This is a genomic window from Candidatus Neomarinimicrobiota bacterium (assembly GCA_021734025.1).
Taxonomy (GTDB): domain Bacteria; phylum Fidelibacterota; class JAANXI01; order JAANXI01; family JAANXI01; genus JAANXI01.
The window spans coordinates 1-18,894 of sequence record JAIPJS010000016.1 but is presented as its reverse complement, the minus strand read 5'-3'; the positions used below and the strand labels follow the sequence as shown (position 1 = coordinate 18,894).

Here is an 18,894-nt window from a genome sequence, read left to right as displayed (position 1 = left end):
CCGGAGTTATTCCGTATTGACAGATTGGATGTTGTTGAGGGTATCGGAGCCGAACCGTTGTCTCATGATGTCATCCAGCAGATCCTGTCGCTGGACGAGCTGAAGTTCTTCAACCCAATTCCACTGTACCGGGCGGGCTCGGGCTTTGCCGGACTCGCCGTCTAGCAGATCCTGGCCCAGCGTGATAATCCAGTTCTCAGGCTCCACGCCTCGTATGCCGGCTTCCATGCGACCCCGGGCGACTACATCAACCGGGACGAACTCGAAGTCGAGCGGTTCGGTCAGGGTTATATCATTGTCTGAGTTGATGCTTCCGGCTACATCCACATCCAGGTCCGCGGAACTCACATACACACCGGTCACACCCGTGGATGGATGCTCGTAGAGCGCACTCATTGGGACGAGCGTGGCTTCATCGCTCTCACCGTAATAGACATCCACGGTAACAAACATACCCGGTTTGAGGCGCCTATCTTTATTTGATATATCGATTTCGGCATCGGTACTGTGAGTAACCGGATGCAAGAATGGTGAAATGCGTGATAGTGGTGCAGAGACTACACGGGACAGCGTTTGCGACCTGATTTCCGCCCGTTGGCCCTCCTCAATATAGTTCAGCATCCGATCCGTCAGCACGATTTCAATCCGGACGCTGTCAAGTTGACCGAGCGTGAAGAGTCTCGTGTTGCCACCGACCAACATCCCGACTTCTGCGTTCCGATCGCCAACGGAGCCGGTAATTGGCGCCCGGATTACGGTTTGAGACAATGATTCCTGCCGCTCATCCACTGTTGCCTGTGCCTGTTCCACCCGCGCTCTCGCCAGATCAAGGTCCGCTTCTGCAGAGACGGCGCGTGTCTGCACCTGCTCTAATTCGACATCGCTGGCCAATCCCTTCTCTGCCAAGGATTGGGTCCGCCGAAGCTCTGCATTCACTTCCTGGAGCCTCGCTTCTGCTTGTTTGATCTGTGCCTGGGCAATTCGGTAATTTGCGCTGGCCTGCTTCAGCCGCTCCTGGAATTCGGAATCCCGGAGCCGGACAAGCGGGGCGCCTTTCACGACGATACTCCCGTTTTTCACGAAGACCTCGGTGATGACAGCACTGACTTCGGGATAAATCGCAACCTGGTTCACTGCGCGCACGACTCCGGTAAGACGTTCGGTCAACGGCAATGCGCCGCTGCGAGCCTGAACAGCCTCTACGGCGGGGATAAGACGGTTGGCGTTACGCTGTTGTGTATTATTACTGGCGCCGTCCGTCGAGCAAGTCTGGAATATCATGCCTGTAACTATGAGCCCGAGAAGGAAAGCAACCGTGGTTTGGAATTTTTTCGTGTACTGTGTTTTCATTCGACCTCGTGTTTCGTTCTGTCTTTTTTAAGTTGGGTAAATTGCATCTGCAAAGATTCTACACGGCTCATTCTCACCCAACTGTTTCGCATGTCTAAGTCTTAGTTGTATTCTCTGATGTCGTATTATAACATCTTCTTATCTTGTTTCACCCGGTAATCTCATTATATATAACATGTGCTGGGAACCGATCATATCCTATCTGGTTTTTAAAAAGCGTGAGATTATACGCAGAAATTTTGTAGAGATTTAGTTTTTTAAATCAGGAATATATAGAACGCAAATAGGTGCTGAAACAGAGGATCACCACAATTTAAAAAATTACGGGCAAGAATTACTGATACCCGGATTTTGAATGCTATACTGAGTTACTCAGCTGGAGCAAACTGTTGAATGGGCAGCGTTTTCAACTCTTCCTCAAAGGAATCCAGTCCGTCAAAGATAGTTGCGGCCCCGTTATTTTGTGGGAAATCGGCCTGTCCGAACAGATTCCGGTAGTAGTCAATTCCGTCCAGGAGGTTGTCCCGGAATGACTCCAGGTATTTCTGCTGCTTTTCATCCATAGAATCAGCATTGTCGGCGAGCTGGGTTTTCAGATAATCCACGTAAAGCCCCAACTCCTTCAGAAACATATGCGGACGGTCTTTTCTGCTCAATATATCGCTTTTTCCATAGATGTGATTCACCATTGTCTGCAAAGGGACTTCTTCGCTGAAGTACGCCATATTCGGCCCGGGACAGATCGAAACGCCTTCGCCTTCAATGCGGGTATCCAGGTTATTGGCGAGCAGTGCGGCCGTTCCGAGCCCCACACAGATGCAAGATTTTTCTACAATCGAGTCGTAGGTCTTATCATACTCTGTCGGCTCGAGGTTCTCTTCCTCCAATTCCTGCAGCTTCAGGTATTGGTATTGTCGCGAGGCTTTACAGATCGGCTTCTCAGTGAATTCGGTACTCAGGGAGACGTATTTTTTTGGACAGGGGCTACCTGGCCGGCCCGCAGCTATCCTGTCTTCCTTTTCAATATCTTTGGTATTACCCCGCACGCTGTTAAACGGTACGCCGAGCGGAGAAATGTCGCTGAGATAGAGGTCGTCTTCCTCTGCATTTTCGAGAAGGTGCATGGTGTTTGTATCGATATTTACCGCTTCAGGGACGAGTAGAAATGGCGTGCCCCACCCCACGGAATCGACGCCGTACTGGTCTTGCAGAAACTGGTGCTCGCCAGCTGTGCCGACACCACCCTGGGCTGTGATGCGTACCTCGTGAGGTGTTTCCGGTACGGAGTTGCCTCTTTTCTCCAGGGCATCGCAGTACAGAGCGTGGACTGTTTCGCGGAGTTCAGTCCTCTTATTTTTGAATTCTTCCAAAATCGGCCCCATCAGGTATCCATCGGTGGCAAAGGCGTGTCCGCCGCAGTTCAGTCCGGATTCAACTCGGTACTCGGAAACCCACAATCCTTTCTTGGCCAGATATTTTCCCTGGATAAGCGCCGACCGATAATCGCTGACTTTCAGGATAATGCGCTTTTTCAGGTTTCCGGATTCATCGGGATAAAAGTCCGGGAATTCCTGCATGTAGCCGTAGAGCCGTGGATTCATTCCAGCGGAAAGGACGACCGACGCATCCAGCGTGCTTTTCGCAAATCCCCGGAGCGCGGCGTGAGCGTCCGAATATTCACTGGACAGTTTTTCTTTACCCTTGTAATTCGGACGATCCAGCTTGGTCATAATATTGACGTCGATTTTACCGGGGGTGATGTGATCTTTGAGCCAGTTCCACGCCTTGCCGATATCGTACTCTTCTGTTAGTTCGCTGAATTTGGTCTTGAGAGCGGATTGATCCGGGAGCATCTGCAGGTATTTTTTAATTTCGTCGCCCCGATTTTGGGCGGATTCCTTTAACTCCTCGAATTTTTCGTCGACAACCTCATCCATCAGATCAAGGTATGCCGTGATGCGTTTGGCCCGGAAATCATTAACCTTGTTTGAAATCGGTCGAAATTTTTTATTCCGTTTTTTCGAATGATATTCGCGCATTTTTTCAATTAGAATATCATCCACCAGGGAAATCACCGATGTAATGCCGTACATGGCCACCCTGGCCGGACTGTCAATAGTATACCCGATACCCATCACCGGGATATGAAATGTATGTTGTGCAGTTGCCATTATATCTTGCCTGAAATATTGTCGCGGCCTGAGCCGGACAGGTTCTTAGTTTCGTTTTCAATCAGAGAGGATTACCAGAACACTCCCAAGTAATAACGCTGTGAGATGAAACCTGTTCCTCCTCCTGCCCGTAAATAACTTAATATTGATGGTTAATCAAGAAATAATTCCAATGATTACCTGGGGTGCTAGTCCCCGAACGGATCGCGAATATCTCTATTTGTGCCTCCAGGGTCACTCACTCACCACTTCCCAGGAAAAACAGGCCCCGCCTTTGCGATCCGGTCGGGCGCCTTCCGCGTCGGCGGAGGAGAGGCTTTCCGCGTACGGATCGGCGAACAGGTATTTGTGCGTTTTCAGGGACATGAGCATCAGGTCACCACGGAGCATATCCTGCCACTGGAAGGTGGAGGCGTTTCCCTGCATTTCCTTTTTCAGCCGTACCTCCGCCATTTCGCCAAAATTGATAACCGTGACATACCGCCCGTCCACCACTGACTGCAGAGCAACCCGGCCATTCTCCCGGTTGATGACTTTGAACTGGCTGGCTCGATCCTCCGCAAACGGGCTGGTGGGTTGCACCGGCCGGACAAAGCCCTTCCAGTTCACCAGCACAGTACTGTCCGCCAGACTGGTAAGTTCGATGGTCTTCCCGTAGGGGATAGGCCGCGTGAGTCCGAGCGGCCGCGGTTCGTCCACCCGGAAGTCGTTAAAGTCGGCGTACCCGCCTTCGGTGCCATTCACATTGTAATTGAACAACGTATACCGAACGCCCTGAAAGGTACGCAGCTGGAAGACCATGGTAAATTCCACGCCCAAATCTGCAAAATTTTTGCCGTCCGTACTATAGCTGAAGGTGGCGATTTCAGTGTCAAAGTTGCAATGCGCCCGTACCCAGATCTTGTCGCTTTCGATAGCACGGCTATAGATTTCCTGGGACTGCTGATCGTACTGCCGGACTTCCATAGTGTTGCCTTCTTTGGCCACACCGATCCATGCGTATGGCAGATTCAGCAATGCCAGCCCGGTGATGTCGCCGTCTTGCAGACCGCGCAGGTCAATTTCCGTTGTCGCAATTGACTCCGGCCCGATGCCGCGCTGGGTCAGTGAGTTTCGGGCACGCCAAAAGGTTGCGGCAGGCATGCTGTGCAACCGGAGATAGCCGTCCCGGTCCGTTAGTGACCATTTTTCGTCCACCGGCACATGATTCCATTGCCAGATGGGTTGAAGTTCATTACCGGAGAAGTCATCGCTGCGTTTATAGGGTGCGTGCGGTTCCTCAGGCGTGACGCCGGTGTTTGGTTTGATCCAGGTCCGGGGTGAGCGCTTCAGGTTACCCTCCAGACCGAAGTACGGCCAGCCATCCTTCCAGGTGACGGGGGACAGTGTCAGCAGGCGCCCGATGGAGTTGTGGTCCATCATGGAGTAGCCCCACCATTCGCCGGACTGTACCTGCACAATACCTCCCTGATGCATGGGTATCCGGCCAACGAAGTTCTCTCGTGGTGGAATCAGGTCAAACGGCGGACCGTTACGGGTATCGAACAGCCGCCATCCGGTCCCGATGCCGAGGTTTTCCTCGGCGCTGGTGACCTGGATTTCGTACGGACCGGTGGGATTTTCGGATCGCAGCGTCACCTGGTAGCAGACCGGATCGTAATTGGTGTTCGTGATGTAGTAGGTGCCATCGATTTTGTAGAAATGGCAACCCTCGCCGGCGCCGCTGCCTGCGGGAACGATAATCTGCGTGGAGCCTGGGATGGTGTCGGTCAGCGATTCATTAAGTTCGGCGTAGTGCACGTCGTCGTATCCCCAGACGACCCGGATGGTGCCATCTTCGTCAAAAAGCACCGAAAGGTCATGCAGGGCGATGTCCATTGTATGGTGCTCCCATGGTCCGGCCGGATCGGTGGCAGTGAAGACCTGAGTGTTATGCCCGTTGACGTTGGAAAAAATATAGAATGTTCCGTCATGATGCCGGAAACTGGGCGCCCAGATGCCTTGGCCGTAGGCATCCCGACCGTCTTCCAGGCGGTATTCCGGTCCCATGTTCAGCCGGTCCACGGCGTAACTGACGAATTCCCAGTTCACCAAATCTTTGGAATGGAGTACCGGGAGACCGGGCATGGTGTGCATGGTGGTGCCGGTCAGATAGTAGTCGTTACCGACGCGTATCATATCCGGATCGGAGAATTCCTCATAAAAGAGCGGGTTGGTATAGGTGCCGTTCCCGTTGTCGGCCGTCCAGGTGGTTTCCCGGGCAGTCGATAAAACTGGTAACATTACGACGATAATCAGGATGCAGAGCAGTCCGAAAATAATGTGTGGGTGGCGGTTGCTTTCCATAAGATAGTCCTTTTGTTGATAGTCTTATTTAAGACTGTCTGTCGTGGATGGAATCCTTATGCGGGCTTTTCTCCCTCCGGAAAAGCCCGCATACAGAAGATGAGAGATATACGCAAATCTGTTGGACAAATTATAAGCCCAAACGATCTTCGATTCAAGTTGAATCAAACTCGATCCCATGGACTTTTATCGGTGCCGGCGATCCCCTTTCAGAGATCATATTCCGTCTTCAGAAATCCCACATCATCCTCTATCGTTTGTGACCGCAGACCGAACTCCGAAATCGGCTGATTAGTATGACCCTTCGTATGTTTCTGCAGCCGAATACTCAGCGTTTTCCAATAATCGGGAGCAGGGGCAATATCGGTAAAGCGGAAAAAATTGTGTAATACGCCTGCTGTGTCCTGAATCAGATCAGTAAAAGTAATTGTCAGGAGCTGTGGCTCCGGAATCGTTTCCTTACTGTATTCAAAGTACCGGTACAACGCCAGACTCCACTTATATTTATGACGGAAGTAGGCGGCCTGTTCTTCCGGGGTTAGGAGCCGGCGGACAAATTTGTGCTGAAACGACAGAAAGGAACGAATTGAGTCTTCCGGTTTTCGCACCAAATATACGATTCTGGCGTCCGGGAATTCTTCGAGAATCGTCTGCAAGCGAAAGACGGATGGATTCAACTTTGCAATTACAGTCGGATGGCCAATGTAGTAGATCTGTCGCTTAAGAAATTCCCGGAGGAGCCGCACCGAATTATCGGAGGGAATCATATCTTCCCAGCCGAAGCGAAAGCCGTCATTTGCCGTCTCATCATCCAAAATGAGCCACGGACAGAGGATATGCAGCATTTCGGAATCCAATCGATGCAGAAACAGCGCTTCCTGTTCTTCCACACCGTCCAGTTTTATCTGGTGGCCGAAGTCATTTGTCTGCAAGATATCGACGCCAGCTGCTTTGAGTCCGGTAATAATGGGGCGGAGAATCATGCGGACTGTCAACGAAGGAAAAAGCATCTCCCACGTGGTAAACATTGCCGCGCGATCGGCCTGATAAATCTGCTTCTGAAAAAAAGTCGACCCGCTGCGGGGATGCCCCATGATAAATACGGGCTCCCGAACACGGATATTCCAGAGGATCGGAAAAAACAGATAATCCATGAGCAGCGTTATTCGCGTAAAAGCCAGGAGTGGTGGAATTAAAAGTATTGCAAGGATTGCGAAGCCGTACCGACCATATTTCCAATAATTTTTGACCAGCATGGTGAGCCTGGCCATTGTTGTAAGGGCGGATCGTCTTGCGGCCATTATTTCCGTATCCGGTTCCGGGTTACCCGCGCATGTTGAACCCACACGCAATTCACCTTCTCTGGGAAGGCTTTGGCTGTGTTTAATGTACAATTCGGGTATATCTATCCCAATCCCTATTCTTGTTTGTTTTTCCGGCCAGAAGAACTAGATTAGAGATATTTAATTTTGCACGTCTTCTCCGCGAACGCTAAATATTGAGAACGATTATGTGGCCGTATTTTGCGACCGATTATTCCGGAAATCCGTTTATTGCGTTTTCTTATTCCCACTGGATTGCAATAGCGGTATTGTTGATCCTGTATATCGGATTATTCCGATTACGAAATTATTTTCGGGATACGAAGTCCGCAGATAAATTCGCACGGTACGGTATTGCGGGTCTTTTGATATTCCAGGAGGTGATGCTGAGCGTCTGGCGGCTGGCAAACAATGATTGGACGGTAGCGACTGCGCTCCCATTGCATCTGTGTGGCGCGGCAGTAGTCCTTTCTGCGATCATGCTGATAAACAGAAATTATCTTTTGTACGAGATTACATTTTTCTGGGGATTGGGAGGGGCGATTCAGGCCCTGGTAACGCCGGATATCGGCCCGTACGGTTTTCCACACTTCAGATTTTTCCAGTTCTTTGTGTCACACGGCACCATCATTTTTGCCAGCCTGTACATGACCTTTGTGTACCGATACAGGCCAGCACATTCTTCCGTGTGGAAAATTTTTGCCCTCACCAATGTCTATGCGGCGTGTATCGGGGTGTTTAACTGGCTGACCGGTGGCAATTATCTTTTTATTTGCCACAAGCCCGAGACCGGTTCTCTGTTGGATGTACTCGGTCCCTGGCCGTGGTATATTCTGTCGCTGGAGGTTGTGGCGCTGGTATTGTTTTATATCTACTATTCACCGTTTGCGCTGCGACGAATATTCGCTCCACGCGAATAGTGCTCAGAACAATCAGTATCGATTCCACCTGGTTTTTGCAGAGATTGGACGGGATACCAGGCCATATCTTGCGTTCATCTTGATTCGGGTATACATTGCAATATCGAATAGTAAGCATTTATCCAAACTTATTACTGAGGTGACTACCATGCGAAGAAATATGATTGCTATCATAGTGTGTGTATTTATAATGGGAGGTTCACTCATGGCGCAACAGGTGACGGAAAAACATACGGGCCGCCCCGTAGCGACCTATTCCATTGTTGCTGTTGATACAGTCAATAATGAAATGGGTGTCGCCGTGCAGTCCCACTGGTTTTCGGTAGGACCGGTGGTGCCGTGGGCAAAACCTGGCGTTGGTGTCGTGGCCACTCAATCGCTGGTGGATATTTCATACGGCCCCTTGGGGCTGGATCTCATGGAAGGTGGAAAAAGCGCATCACAGGCCCTGAAGGCGTTAGTGACTGCAGATGAACATAGCGACGTCCGTCAGGTGGCGATGTTGGATGTGGACGGAAATATCGCCACCCATACCGGAGAAAACTGTATACCGGAGGCCGGACACATCCAGGGAACAACCTACTCCGTTCAAGCCAACCTGATGCTGAATGACAAGGTTTGGCCGGCTATGTCCGAAGCGTTCGAGACTGCTGAGGGCGATTTGGCCGCACGGATGCTGGCGTCTCTCAAGGCCGCACAGGACGCCGGCGGCGACATCCGGGGAAAACAGTCGGCTGCAATTCTGATAGTGAATACCGAGTCGACCGGCCCTGTCTGGGCGGACACCAAGATGGAGTTACGGGTGGAGGATCATCCGAATCCGGTGCAGGAGCTGGAACGTCTCATACAACTACACAGAGCATACGTGCATATGAACAAGGGCGATCTGGCGCTGGAAGAACACAACGTTGAGGAGGCGCTCAAACAGTATGGTAAGGCGGAAAAGATGGCGCCGGACAATCTGGAGATGAAGTTCTGGCATGCGGTTTCACTGGTGAATAACGACCGGGTAGACGAGGCAATCCCCCTTTTTAAGGAAATCTTTGCCAAAGATCCTAACTGGGCGACGCTGCTGCCGCGTCTCAAGCCGGTCGGTCAGGTGGACGCGGATCAGGGCACTATTGACCGGATTTTGGAGGAGACTCAATAAATTACTCCTAATGTAAGTGACCAAACTACACTAAGGGCTACTTCGTCACATTGGGGTATTAGGGTGAGGTGTAATCGTGCTTCCACAGATAAAGGAAGATTATCGGGCAGCAGATGGACCACATCATTAATGAGAGTGGAGTTAGATTTTTGCCCTGTTGTCCCGGAAGAAGGCCCCGGAGCATATCAGCTATATCAATCCCGAAAACGGAAAAAATAAGCCTTGAAACTAACAGGAGTATATTATGAGTGAGGAACAAAGTTCAAACCAATCAGCGGCAGCATCAGCCACGATTACCGGTCCCATTTGGCTCATTGGATGGCTGTTCACCATTGGGTATGCGCAATTAACTTTTGTACAGGGTATCTGGGCGGTCGTTCTCTGGCCATTCTACCTGGGAATTACACTATCCGGGTGAAATACGAGCTCTGCCCTTGTAGAGGTTGATTTGTTACTTTTGCAATTTCGTATACCAGTTACACGAAGATCTGTCGTCAATGTAAGAATTACCGCGGGCGGGTAATAATGTCGTACCGCCGAAAAACACCTCTGGATATACCCTTTCCATAAAAGGGCTTCGCCCCCCCCCTTTAAGTATATAGATTTCTTACTTATATTAACATAGCCACGGTATTCACCATATTAATAAAGTCGCCGCCGGTGGTGCGGCGTAATGAATTATAAACGAGAGCTCCCTGGTCAGATAAGGAGGATATCTTATGAACAAATCCATATTAACACACGGACTACTCATTATGGCCTTAGTGTTGAGCCTTGGTTTCGAACTGGGACAGAACCCTGTTGTTGCCCAGGAGAACGAATCCATGGGGCAGATGCCCGCAATGAAAACCTTTCCGGAGATCATCCAGCTGCCGACAGGGTTTTCGCCCGAAGGCATCGCCACCGGGAAGGGCACCAGTTTTTACGTTGGTTCGTTAGCCGGAGGTGCGATTTACAAGGGTGACCTGAAAACCGGGAGAGGTGAGATCCTGGTTCAGCAGGAAGAAGGACAGATGGCAGTCGGCCTGAGTGTAGATGTGAAAAACAGTCTGCTATTCGTATGTGGCGGCCGTAATGGTGATGCCCGGGTCTATGACACACAGACCGGCGAACTCAAGGCAGAATACACACTTTCGACTGCCGAGAATAAATTCATTAATGATGTGATTACTACCAAAAAGGGCGCCTATCTGACTAACTCTGCACAGGGCGTACTGTACCATATCCCAGTGAAATCCGGCGGAAAGCTTCCGGATGAATCGGCGGTGACAGAAATCTCTCTGGGAAGAGAATACGAAATGGTGGAAGGATTTAATGCGAACGGTATCGAAGCCACGCCAAACGGCAAGACGTTAATTGTGGTGAATTCCTCCACGGGGAAATTGTACTCGGTGGATCCGAAATCCGGTGCTGCGAAGGAAATCGACCTGGGGGACGCAAACGTTAAAAACGGCGATGGTATCCTCCTGGATGGTCATACGCTCTACGTGGTACAAAACCAAATGAATAAGATCGCTACCGTGAAACTTGGTGTCGATTACAGCAGCGGCGAAGTCATCGACACTATCACCCACGAGGCGTTTGCTGTACCTACGACGGTTGCTATGCATAGAAAATATCTGTACGCTGTGAATGCCAAATTCGGCACCAACCCGGAAGGAAAGGCATATGAAGTAGTAAAGGTGGAGAAATAATCCTGCCGGACCTGTTGGAGTTTTACAGGAAAATTATCCTCAAAACCGGGTGGAGTGATTTAGAGCAAAAACGGTTGATTTCCTGTTTCACTGGGGGATGGCATCTATTATTTTATAGCCGTTCATAAACGGGAGTTTTGTTCCAACCCATAATATTTCATCTAATGTAAGTGGAGGGGCGTGACATGAGGCGTTCTCGGATTATTTTCATTGTAGTGAGTTTAGTTGCATCAGTGAGTTTGATGAGCTGTTCCACCATTATCGATTCCCTAATCGGCGGTGCGGTTTCCGGTGCCGGTCGCGCAGTTGGGGAGCATGCGCAAAATGCGGTATACAAATCTCTGGCACCGGACGAAAATGTCCCGCCACCTACCTCGCCGGGCTGGGGTAATTTTATGGCCGTCCAGGCGCAGGTGATCTTTTCCTATTCCTTCAATACCGGAATGCAGGTGTCGGCGGAAGAGAACTACGAACCCGGTCAGTGGACCCGGTTTGAGATCACCAGCGACGATGGAGACGAAACAACCACCCTTGAACGTGGCCTGTTAAAACGCACGGATAACGGTGATCTATGGTGGCAGCTCACGTGGTCATCAGACGAATCCACCTGGTTGTACGAAGGATTGGTCGACAGCGCAACGGGCGAAGTGCTCAGGTTGCGGGGACAGGATCCGGACGGCAATACCGGGGAAATCCCGGTGTCCGAGACCACCGTCAACCAGACCGGCGGCAGCATGACCGAGGAGAGCATGGAAGGCGCACTGGTTGGTACTGAAGATATTGCCACACCAGCCGGTACATTTACTACTGAGAAGTATGAATTCATGGGTGGCATGGGCGGCGACACCATGCAGATGTGGCTAACGGATGAAGTCCCCGGCGGGATGGTACAATACCAGGTGATGTCGGAAGGCGAACAGGCCTGGAAAAGCGTCCTGGTCGATTGGGGCACAGACGCCACGACCAAATTGGATTCGTTTTAACTTTGTTGATAGTTTGATTCTTTAAGCCGGGAAAACAAAACATACTGAAGGTTTCCGCTTAAACCCGGTTTCACCGGTCTTTAAGCGGAAGAATTGCTGGGTTCCCAGTGTTCCTTTGTGGCATGCATTCTGGCACAAATGACATGCATGAGGGAAGCGTCGGTTTTCCCCCACACCGTCTCAATTTTCCCATAGATGTAATTGGCCCGGGCCGCCGGGTCACCTTTATCTACCATCTGATTAGATTCATTCGCGGCGACTGTGCCGGTTATTTCAACCTGGATTCCTTGAATAACCAGCGATATCTTCCGATTCCTCCCGGCCGTAATCTCCCACCGACATCTGGCAAATTAATGAATCATTGGCATGTTGTTTGGATACGGATTCTGTCTTTTATCATATGTATCGTACAACAAATAGATCGAGAAATTAGCTTACCCTGTTTGTTTCAAGATTTTACAATTTGTAACATGACGTGTCACCGTGATTTATAGATTGCCAGTAGGTAGGTGATTCTGGTATACCATTTTTGACAGTTTCTCGCAGACTGAGATGAATCCGCATTCCTGCAAATCTTAGAAGGTGAATAAACTGGTCACATTTATACTTGCAGTTTTTCCATTTTTCCAATAACCTAATAACAGTTCAGCATGTAGGGGCGTATAACCACAAATCAGTTTAGCAATCCAAGAAGACAGCAATACTACGTGAAACGGGTTACAATGGACCGGAAGATTAGTACGTAATTCCGGTACTATTGGTCGGTTTTCTGGTAGCAGGTTGACCAGGCGAACCATCGGAGGGAGAATTCGAAAGCCATTTGTCTGATAGTTGAGACACATTGGTTTTCTATAGCTGTGAGTCTGGTGGCGGATAGAATTTAGTCCTACCACTTTTCCCTTGTCTGAATGTTGTTCTTCCGGAGAATATAGCCGGTGGAATCTCCGGAAATTGTTGATTTGACCCGGAATATCGATTGTTTCTATACCCACCAAATCACAAGGAGGAGTGTATTATGTCTCAAATGATAAAGCGCTTGTTGAACAAAATTTTTTCACAACGGCGATTGTCACTGTTGTTTGGCATAATGGCAGGGAGCATATTCATCGCAGGATTTTATCCTGCTGAAGTCTGGAGTCAGGATTATTCCTACCCGAATAAATTAACGGGAGAGCAGTTTGAATTTCGCCCTGTTGATGGCCAGGTCATGGTGAAATTCCGACCTGGGTCTGCCGACAAGTCAGAGAAATCACGGCAAGATGTGGATTCCGGGCTTAACCTGGAAGCAGTGCATGCCGAACGGCTATCAAAATTGCAGTTTGGGGTCTACCGGACACCCGCCGGGCGATCAGCTGAAGAGTTTGCCAGAGAGTTAACAACCAGAGCGGACATTAAAAAGGCCGCGCCGGCGGTAATGGACCGGGACGGCCAGATACGCTACTATATGCCGGATGAAGTGACTGTCCAGTTTAAAACAGACCTGTCCGAAGATCAGATGCAGCAGGTGATCAGCGATATGGGATGTGCGGTTATTATCGATCACTGGACGCGCGGGTTTTACACACTCACCATCCAGGATGAATCTAGTGCCTTTCAGAAAGTCAGGGCATTCAATAGTAAACCGGGAGTGAAATTTTCGGAGTTGAGTTTCGTCAGTTATAACGATGCCCTGTTTGATCCGAATGATACGGAATATTCTCAACAGTGGTCGTTAAACAATGACGGAACCTCCGGTGGTACCGCGGATGCAGACGTTGATATGCAGGAGGCCTGGGACATTCAGCGGGGGAATGCCAACGTTCTTGTGGCCATCCTTGATACCGGTGTAGACTGGGCCCACCCTGATCTGCGCCAGAATATCCTGCAGAATCTGAGCGAAGATACCGACGGAGATGGGCAAACTATCGAATGGAATGGGTCCCAGTGGGTGCTGGATCCCGGCGATCTGAACGGTGTGGATGATGACGGGAACGATCAGGTGGATGACCTGGTCGGATGGGACTTTGCCAATGATGATAACGATCCGACCCCCGGAACCAATGCCCACGGAACGGCCTGCGCAGGAATTGCTGCGGCGGTAGGAGACAATAACACCGGAGTAACCGGTGCGGCTCATCAATCCCGGATACTCCCGCTGCGGATCGATCTGATTGCCGGACGAAACCAGAACCGCGCGGATGCCATAAATTATGCCGTGGATTTTTCCGGAGATTACGATGGGATGGTACTCAGCTGCAGTTGGCGCGCAAGTGGCGACCTCATGGCCATCGAAAATGCCGTGGCTAATGCATGGAATGCCGATGTGTTACCGGTCTTTGCCGCCGGAAACGCCAACACTTCTCCGATCTCTTTTCCGGCCCGGTATGCTCAAACTCTGGCAGTCGCGGCTACCAGTCCCTGTGATACTAGAAAGCGTAGCAGCTCCAACTCCTCCGAAGTTAACCCCGGGGTAAGCACGGATCCTGATGGGACCAGTTGTGACGGAGAAGATTGGTGGGGCAGTAATTTCGGCGACGATTTGAATCTCGCGGCGCCGGGTGTGATCATGCCGAGTACCGATATCTCCGGTACAGGCGGCTACAGTTCAGATAATTACGTTGATGATTTTAACGGGACTTCTTCAGCCACACCACTCGTGGCCGGCGCAGCGGCGTTGGTTCTCTCGCACAATTTGGAAATCAATCCCGCCAATCCTTTGTCAGTGGAAGATCTTGTGGAAATTCTGGAGAGTACAGCGGATACAGTTGGGGGATACGACTACAATTATGATCCCAGTCGACCGGGATTTTCCGAAGATCTCGGTGCCGGTCGGTTGAACATTTACAGGGCACTTCAGGAGGTTATCGCCCGCCGGGTGGAAGCGATACAACCCTCGCAGGTCGATCTGGCACTCTCTATCGATCGCTCGGGAAGTATGTTGGGAGATAAACTGGACGCAGTGAAAAACGCGGCATCCCAGGTTGTCCGCCTCTTGGGTGCCGGAGATAAAATTGCCGTCACCAGTTACAGTTCCGGAACCCCGCCGGCCCGGACCGATTTCCCGCTTAAGTCTATAAATTCGGTGCAGGTCAAGGATTCCGCCATTGCCGCAATTGAAGCCATTACGGCCAGCGGGCGGACTTCCATCGGTGGAGGACTACTGGAAGCCCAATCGCAGCTGAACACCGCAAGTGAGCCAAGTTATCCCCAGTCCCTCATTCTCCTCTCGGACGGGCTAAGCAATGAACCGCCGTACATCCAGGATGTATTGCCATCGATACCCACCAAGACGGACGCGTACACTATTGGATTTGGGACTTCGTCCACAGATGTTGATGAAGATTCGCTCCGACAGATTGCGTTCGGCACCGGCGGAAATTACTATTTTTCCGGGGCATCGGGCTTTTCGAAACCTGCCCAGGGTTCCGTTGGAGGACTTGCGCTTATTCAGAGCTACCAGTCCGCCCTCAACAAGGTAGCCAAACGTCAATCGTTTGACTTTACCAGGATAATAGAGAGTCCGACCGATACCACATTTATTGACGAGTCAGTAGACGAAGTCCGGTTTACCCTTCTCTGGGAGCTGGAAGAATCCGGAACATATTACAGCCTGGTTACTCCTTCCGGAGAGGAAATTACCCCCAAGAATGTAGGGGAATTCGAAAATGTCGAGTTGATCCAGGGAAAAACAGTGTTCTCCTACAGGGTTCGGAAGCCGGAGTTTGGTCCCTGGCTCTCGCAGGTGCAGACAGCATTTCAGGAGCAACAGGTATTCCTCTCGGTCGCAGGCTACTCGGATATTAAAACTCTGGTGCAGATCAGAAATTACGGTACCCAGTGGCCGCTGAAGCTGGAGTTAAAGCTCCTACAGGGCGGTCAGCCGTTGCCTGGAGCGAATGTGACAGCTCGCATTGGATATCCTTTCGGCCAATATGCATACATCGAATTGTACGATGACGGTGACCAGGGGGGAGACCGCGTGGCACGCGATGGGGTATACAGTGCGGAATTTCAGGAAAACGGTGAACCGGGGAGCTATTCATTCGAATTCAATGTCGAGGGGGAAAGCCCGAAGGGAATTCGGTTTACCCGGCATGATATGACCACAGCATACCTAACCGACGATCCGGAGGCGAATGATGTTCCGGTTGCGCTCCCGAATTTTGTTGCTCCGGGAGGCGCTTCGGTAAAAATTCCCGTCAAGGTGTCTGACGATGTCAGCCGGTTCCAGCTGGATGCGTTCAGTCTGCAGATTGCAGGCGATCCGGAAGTCCTGACGCCCACCGGGGAGGTCTCATTAGCCCAAACTCTGACGGCCGAATCCTGGGATGTACAGGCCGAAGTCATTGAGGAAGGTGTCGTGGCGCTGGAAGGAAAGGCAATTCAGGGGCAATTTCTTTCCGGTTCCGGTGTCCTGGCCTACTTACTGTACAAAGTTAGCGAGGAGACTGGACGGGATTCCACGAGGATCAGTTTCCAGAGTGCGAACTTCCTGGCCGACACAGTCAGTGTCAGGGTCGATACAGCCAACGGAACCTTTACCCGGGGTAATACCCTACTTCCTACCGCCGTGGAATCCGAAGACAATTCCGGACTCCCGGAACAGTTCGCATTACGGCAGAATTATCCCAACCCCTTCAATCCGAATACTACCATTCGTTACGAACTACCGGAAGAGACACACGTAAGGCTTCAGGTGTTTGATATCCGGGGACAGCGGGTTGCCACACTGGTGGATAAATCACAATCCGCCGGAGTCTACAAAACCACACTGAATGCGAGTCATCTACCGAGCGGAGTATATTTCTACCGGATACAGGCAGGAAGTTTTGTGGAATCCAGGAAGATGGTACTGCTGAAGTAAGTCTCACAGATTCTTCACAACTCAGGGATGTTCGCAATGGACTAGATATTTTGAGCATCCCTGGTTGTGAAGTCAAAAGGTAAAATCATACCGGAGGGAAACCATGATGACAAAGATGGTACGCATTTTAACGGAGTATCTCTGTGCGAATGATCTGTTCGGAAGTAAGAAAGGGGGACAGTTATGAGTTGGCTTACCGATGTCTTTAGCGGTGGCGTAGGCAATCTGGTAAAAAATGTTGGTGAGGTTGTAGATAACTTTCAGTTAAGCGGCGAGGAAAAACAGCGTCTGAAGCTGGAAATGCAGCAGCTGGTCCAACAACGCGAGTCGGAAATCGAGGAGACAATCCGATCCGAGTTAAGGGCGAAAGAACGAGTTTTGGTTGCCGAGCTGCAGCAAGGTGACAATTACACTAAACGGGCACGTCCTTCGGTGGTCTATTCCGGGCTGGTGTTCATTTTCTTCAACTACGTACTGGTTCCGACTATCCAGTCCCTGGCTGGAGTGCCGGTCCGATCTTTCGATTTGCCGGTGGAGTTCTGGGCCGCCTGGGGTGGTATCGTTGCAACCTGGACTATCGGGCGGACCGCTGAAAAACGGGGAGCCAGCAACCGGTTAACCCGGACAATTACGGGCAATAAAAAACCGGTAAGTATCCTGGAAGACGAACCGGCAAAAGGGTGAGGTAGAATTATGGAAATCACTGACCATTTACTGGACGGTGAGAATATCACCCGACAGAATTCCCCAAACCACAGCGGAGTGATGGCAGATGGGGTACCGGATTCCGTGGTAATCCATTACACGGCAGGGGGATCGCTGGAAGGAGCAGTACGAACCCTGTGTGATCCCGAACGCAGTGCCTCCGCTCATGTGGTGGTGGGAAGAGAAGGTGAAATTGTACAACTGGTGCCATTTAACACCATTGCCTGGCATGCGGGAAAAAGCTCACACCAGGGAAGAGAGTCGTTCAATCAATTTTCCGTCGGTATTGAGATCGATAACGCCGGTCAGCTCACAAAAACGGAGCAGGGATTCAGTTCCTGGTTTGGACGCAATTACTCTGAAGAAGAAGTCATCCACGCCGTACATCAGAACCGGACCGAACCCGACTACTGGCAAAAGTACTCCGAAGAGCAGATTGCAGCAGTTTTTGACCTCTGTACCCTGTTGATGCAAACCTATCCCATCGAACTAATCGTCGGTCACGAGGAGATCTCTCCCTCAAGGAAAATTGACCCCGGTCCGGCGTTTCCGCTGGATAAGCTGCGGGAGCGGCTCCTGGTGAAAGATCGGGCTGAAGAGGGACCTGACCGATTGGCAGATAGTGGATTGGTCCCCGGACGAACCGGGATTGTCACTGCTTCCAGACTCAATATCCGTTCAGAGCCTGGTTTAAGGGGCAGGAAAGTGGCTCCGGCTCTACAACAGGGGACAGTTTTGGATATTCTCGAAGAAAAAGATGGTTGGCTCCGGGTCGACGTGCAAACACGGGGATGGGTCAAAAAAGACTACGTCAACCTGTAGCCTTAACCACGTTTTTAAAAAACTTAACTCAAGTCTCAAATACGATCGGGCGAATATTGAAAAGGAATTACATTGCAAAGAGTTAACGGGAAAATGGAGTCCTGTCAGTATAAGGGGGCATCTAATGGAACGAAATTTGAAATAATATACTATTCCCCACTGGTAGGGGACACTGCCTTCTGTTCTCTGGGAGAGCCGGAAGAAACCACCTGAGATACGGTACAGACGGTGAGTACCGGGTTTCCACAGGCCGAATGAACACTGATTATAACTGGGTTGCAGGCTATCCTGCCGCCAAATTGAATGTGAAATGGATTTTACAGTGGACCGGGGTAGTGTAAAGTAGCGTTTACAATTTTTATTCACAGGAAGAGAGTGATGAGTTCTTTTAATTGCATTTAGCCGGAAAAATCCAGGAGGATGTCCCAGCAATATTAAATTCTCTACGTGTGATTTGCTGCACCTCACGATCAGAGCCGTTTTTTATATAGCGGGAGAATAAAAGAAAGGACATTTATTTCATGTCCCAACTCCAAATATGCCTGTTCAGCCGGTTTGAAATAACCTGCGGTCAGGATCGGCTTCACC

Annotated in this window: 12 protein-coding genes; 8 read left to right on the top strand and 4 right to left on the bottom strand. The window is 50.5% G+C overall.

Annotation, left to right across the window (positions count from 1 at the left end):
- Window positions 1-6: 6 nt before the first annotated feature.
- From K9N57_14120 to K9N57_14105, 4 genes are all read right to left on the bottom strand, one after another.
- Complete coding sequence (locus K9N57_14120; protein MCF7805317.1) at window positions 7-1,350, bottom strand: efflux RND transporter periplasmic adaptor subunit; 1,344 nt, start codon at window positions 1,348-1,350, stop codon at window positions 7-9.
- A gap of 368 nt (window positions 1,351-1,718) precedes the next feature.
- Complete coding sequence (locus K9N57_14115; protein ID MCF7805316.1) at window positions 1,719-3,521, bottom strand: hypothetical protein; 1,803 nt, start codon at window positions 3,519-3,521, stop codon at window positions 1,719-1,721.
- A 234-nt stretch (window positions 3,522-3,755) separates the two neighbouring features.
- Window positions 3,756-5,867, bottom strand: coding sequence for a glycoside hydrolase 43 family protein (locus K9N57_14110; protein MCF7805315.1), 2,112 nt, complete (start codon window positions 5,865-5,867; stop codon window positions 3,756-3,758).
- A gap of 209 nt (window positions 5,868-6,076) precedes the next feature.
- The gene (locus K9N57_14105) at window positions 6,077-7,168 is read right to left on the bottom strand and encodes a sulfotransferase (GenBank protein MCF7805314.1); all 1,092 of its coding nucleotides are present in this window, start codon (window positions 7,166-7,168) and stop codon (window positions 6,077-6,079) included.
- 209 nt (window positions 7,169-7,377) lie between these two features.
- Between K9N57_14105 and K9N57_14100 the strand changes: the two genes are divergently transcribed.
- The 8 genes from K9N57_14100 to K9N57_14065 all read left to right on the top strand — a co-directional run bounded on the left by K9N57_14100 (window position 7,378) and on the right by K9N57_14065 (window position 18,306).
- On the top strand, window positions 7,378-8,109 hold the full coding sequence (locus K9N57_14100) for a TIGR02206 family membrane protein (protein MCF7805313.1): 732 nt from the start codon (window positions 7,378-7,380) through the stop codon (window positions 8,107-8,109).
- 148 nt (window positions 8,110-8,257) lie between these two features.
- A complete protein-coding gene (locus K9N57_14095) occupies window positions 8,258-9,259 on the top strand; it encodes a DUF1028 domain-containing protein (GenBank protein ID MCF7805312.1) in 1,002 nt (333 codons plus the stop codon).
- 244 nt (window positions 9,260-9,503) lie between these two features.
- A complete protein-coding gene (locus K9N57_14090) occupies window positions 9,504-9,677 on the top strand; it encodes a hypothetical protein (protein ID MCF7805311.1) in 174 nt (57 codons plus the stop codon).
- A gap of 301 nt (window positions 9,678-9,978) precedes the next feature.
- Complete coding sequence (locus K9N57_14085) at window positions 9,979-10,953, top strand: superoxide dismutase (GenBank protein MCF7805310.1); 975 nt, start codon at window positions 9,979-9,981, stop codon at window positions 10,951-10,953.
- Window positions 10,954-11,138: 185 nt separating this feature from the next.
- Window positions 11,139-11,936 carry a hypothetical protein gene (locus K9N57_14080; protein MCF7805309.1) on the top strand — a complete coding sequence of 266 codons (798 nt, stop codon included), beginning with the start codon at window positions 11,139-11,141 and terminating at the stop codon, window positions 11,934-11,936.
- Window positions 11,937-12,951: 1,015 nt separating this feature from the next.
- Window positions 12,952-16,779 carry a S8 family serine peptidase gene (locus K9N57_14075; protein MCF7805308.1) on the top strand — a complete coding sequence of 1,276 codons (3,828 nt, stop codon included), beginning with the start codon at window positions 12,952-12,954 and terminating at the stop codon, window positions 16,777-16,779.
- A gap of 183 nt (window positions 16,780-16,962) precedes the next feature.
- Window positions 16,963-17,463, top strand: coding sequence for a holin family protein (locus K9N57_14070; GenBank protein MCF7805307.1), 501 nt, complete (start codon window positions 16,963-16,965; stop codon window positions 17,461-17,463).
- A 9-nt stretch (window positions 17,464-17,472) separates the two neighbouring features.
- Window positions 17,473-18,306, top strand: coding sequence for an N-acetylmuramoyl-L-alanine amidase (locus K9N57_14065; GenBank protein MCF7805306.1), 834 nt, complete (start codon window positions 17,473-17,475; stop codon window positions 18,304-18,306).
- The last annotated feature ends 588 nt before the right edge of the window (window positions 18,307-18,894 follow it).

Coding starts and splice junctions, on each gene's coding strand:
- K9N57_14065 (MCF7805306.1), top strand. CDS start 17,473: ATGGAAATCACTGACCATTTACTGGACGGTGAGAATATCACCCGACAG.
- K9N57_14080 (MCF7805309.1), top strand. CDS start 11,139: ATGAGGCGTTCTCGGATTATTTTCATTGTAGTGAGTTTAGTTGCATCA.
- K9N57_14085 (MCF7805310.1), top strand. CDS start 9,979: ATGAACAAATCCATATTAACACACGGACTACTCATTATGGCCTTAGTG.
- K9N57_14115 (MCF7805316.1), bottom strand. CDS start 3,521: ATGGCAACTGCACAACATACATTTCATATCCCGGTGATGGGTATCGGG.
- K9N57_14120 (MCF7805317.1), bottom strand. CDS start 1,350: ATGAAAACACAGTACACGAAAAAATTCCAAACCACGGTTGCTTTCCTT.
- K9N57_14095 (MCF7805312.1), top strand. CDS start 8,258: ATGCGAAGAAATATGATTGCTATCATAGTGTGTGTATTTATAATGGGA.
- K9N57_14100 (MCF7805313.1), top strand. CDS start 7,378: ATGTGGCCGTATTTTGCGACCGATTATTCCGGAAATCCGTTTATTGCG.
- K9N57_14105 (MCF7805314.1), bottom strand. CDS start 7,168: ATGGCCGCAAGACGATCCGCCCTTACAACAATGGCCAGGCTCACCATG.
- K9N57_14075 (MCF7805308.1), top strand. CDS start 12,952: ATGTCTCAAATGATAAAGCGCTTGTTGAACAAAATTTTTTCACAACGG.
- K9N57_14090 (MCF7805311.1), top strand. CDS start 9,504: ATGAGTGAGGAACAAAGTTCAAACCAATCAGCGGCAGCATCAGCCACG.
- K9N57_14110 (MCF7805315.1), bottom strand. CDS start 5,867: ATGGAAAGCAACCGCCACCCACACATTATTTTCGGACTGCTCTGCATC.
- K9N57_14070 (MCF7805307.1), top strand. CDS start 16,963: ATGAGTTGGCTTACCGATGTCTTTAGCGGTGGCGTAGGCAATCTGGTA.